General features: G+C 75.5%; 2 protein-coding genes and 1 pseudogene. All 3 read right to left on the bottom strand.

What is annotated here, in order from left to right; translation table 11 throughout:
* Positions 1–800, bottom strand: a pseudogene (locus ACFV6I_RS36450) (hypothetical protein); the annotation flags it as partial.
* Positions 801–893: 93 nt separating this feature from the next.
* Complete coding sequence (locus ACFV6I_RS36445; protein WP_063349639.1) at positions 894–1,199, bottom strand: 4a-hydroxytetrahydrobiopterin dehydratase; 306 nt, start codon at positions 1,197–1,199, stop codon at positions 894–896.
* A gap of 127 nt (positions 1,200–1,326) precedes the next feature.
* The gene (locus ACFV6I_RS36440) at positions 1,327–2,085 is read right to left on the bottom strand and encodes a sulfite exporter TauE/SafE family protein (protein WP_380430275.1); all 759 of its coding nucleotides are present in this window, start codon (positions 2,083–2,085) and stop codon (positions 1,327–1,329) included.
* Positions 2,086–2,338: the final 253 nt, after the last annotated feature.

The following is a 2,338-nucleotide window of genomic DNA, read 5'->3' as shown; positions in this document are numbered from 1 at the left end:
GGGGGGGCCCACACACGGGGGTGTGCGGCCTCGCGCCCGGGGGCCCCCGGGGGGGGGGGGGGGGCGCGGGCCCCCCCCCCCCCCCCCCCCACAACCCCCCCCCCCCCCCCCCCCACGCCCAGCGCGGCCACCCCGGCGCCGGTGCGCACCAGCAGGGTCCGCCGGCTGGGCACGTGCTCGCCGGTGAGCACCGCCCCGGCGGCGGCCCGGGCCCTGGCCGAGAGCGAAGAGCCCGCCTGTGAAGAACCCGCCCCCGGAGAGCCCGCCTTCGGGGAGCCCGCCTTCGAGGACCTGCCCCGACGGGCGGCAGCCCGCGACGGCGCGACGGGCGCGGCCTCGGGCGTCGTACCCGGCTCGGGCTCCGGCTCCGTGGACGGCTCCACGGGAACGGGCTCGGCGTCCTCGATGTGCACGTACCCGTCGGCCGAGTACTCCGCTCCCACCGGGACGTACAGCCCCTCCCCCGCAGGCTGCTCCGGGACGGCGTACGGCGCGTACTGCTGCTGCCCGTGGTCCGGGTGCGGGTGGTACGGCTGGTACTGCCCCTCGGCGTAACCGCCCTGGACGTAGCCGGTCTGCCCGTACGGCGGGCCCTGCCCGTCCGGCTGCGGGTACGGCAGGTCCTGCCCGTACCCGCCCTGCCCGTAGGCCCCCTGGCCGTAGCCCGACGTCGTCTGCCAGTACTCCTGCTGCGGGTGATCCTGCGGCTGCGGCTCCTGGTGCCCGCCGACCGGCCAGGCCTGCTGGCCCTGGGGGTACCACGGCTGCTGCTGGGCGTCTCCGAAGGGCTCCTGCGCCATCCGTTCCCGTCCCTCCCGAGCCGCCTGCCGATGCGGCAGTCAGCATCTCACGCCCGTTCGAGCGCGCCGCCCCGGCCTCGGGGGTCCGGGAGGTCAGCCCGCGGACTCGGCGTTCAGCGCCTCGTCGATGCGGGCGGCCAGGGTGAAGTCCAGGCCGGTCAGCCCGCCCGCGCTGTGGGTGGAGAGGACGAAGCGCAGCGTGCGCCAGCGGATGTCGACGTCGGGGTGGTGGTCGAGCGCCTCGGCCTGTTCGGCGACGGCGACGACCACCCGGATCGCCGCCGGGAAGTCGGGGGCGTCGGCGGCGCGGACGATGCCGTCGCCCTCCCTGGTCCACCGCGGCAGTGCGGCCAGGGCCGCCGTGATCTCGTCCTCGCTCAGCCGTGCCCTGCTGCTCATCGAAGCTCTTCCGTTCGTCGTCTCGCCGTCCGGTCAGGCGTGCACTGCGAGGAACATACCGAGCCGGGGCCCTGCGCACCGGACGACACAGCCGCTGCCGGACAGCCCCCGACGGCTGCTCAGCTCATCAGCTCAGCAGCAGTTTGGTGACCGCGACGAGGCCGACCACCACGATGATCCCGCGCAGCGCGGCCGGCGGCAGGCGGCGGCCGACCTTGGCGCCGAGCAGGCCGCCGACCAGCGAGCCCGCCGCGATCAGGCCGGCGGCCGCCCAGTTGACAGTGGAGGTGAACAGGAAGAACAGCGCGGCGACGCCGTTGACGACCATCGCCAGCGCGTTCTTCACGGCGTTGATCCGCTGCAGGTCCTCCTGGAGCAGCATGCCCATCAGCGCCAGCAGCAGGACGCCCTGCGCAGCGCCGAAGTAGCCGCCGTAGATGCCGGTGAGGAAGACGCCGACGAACAGCAGCAGGCCGCCGTCCGGGTCGACGTCGGGGCGGCGGCGGGCGGCGACCGCCTTGGCGACCCTGGGCTGGATCACCACCAGGACGAGGGCGAGCAGGATCAGTACCGGGACGATCGCGTCGAAGGCGCCCTTCGGCAGTCTGATCAGCAGCAGCGCACCGACCAGTCCGCCGAGCAGCGAGGCGGTGCCCAGGCGCAGCAGCCGGTGGCCCTGGCCGGCCAGCTCGCGGCGGTAGCCGATCACGCCGCTGAGCGAACCGGGCACCAGGCCGAAGGTGTTGGAGACGTTGGCGGTGACCGGCGGAATCCCGATGGCGAGCAGCACCGGGAACGTGATCAGCGTGCCGGAGCCGACGATCACGTTGATCATCCCGGCGCCGACGCCCGCCACCAGGACGGCGATGCCCTCCCAGAGCGTCATGGGTCACCTCTCCTCTCGGTCCTGTCCGGGGGGATCATGCCGGACGGCCCACCGGTCGGACCAGGGCCGCCCACGATTCGGGACGTACGCCACAACCGCCACACGCCACGACCGGCCACACGCCACGACCGCCACACGCCGGGGGGGGGGGGCCGGGCGGGGTGGCGCGGGGGGGGGCCGCCGCGGGCGGGGGCGCGGGGGGGCAGAGCGGAGTGGGGGTGAGGGGGGGGGGGGGGGACGGGCGCGAGGGGCG

Source organism: Kitasatospora sp. NPDC059803 (assembly GCF_042732255.1).
Lineage (GTDB): Bacteria > Actinomycetota > Actinomycetes > Streptomycetales > Streptomycetaceae > Kitasatospora.
This window is presented reverse-complemented; position numbering and strand designations above follow the sequence as displayed.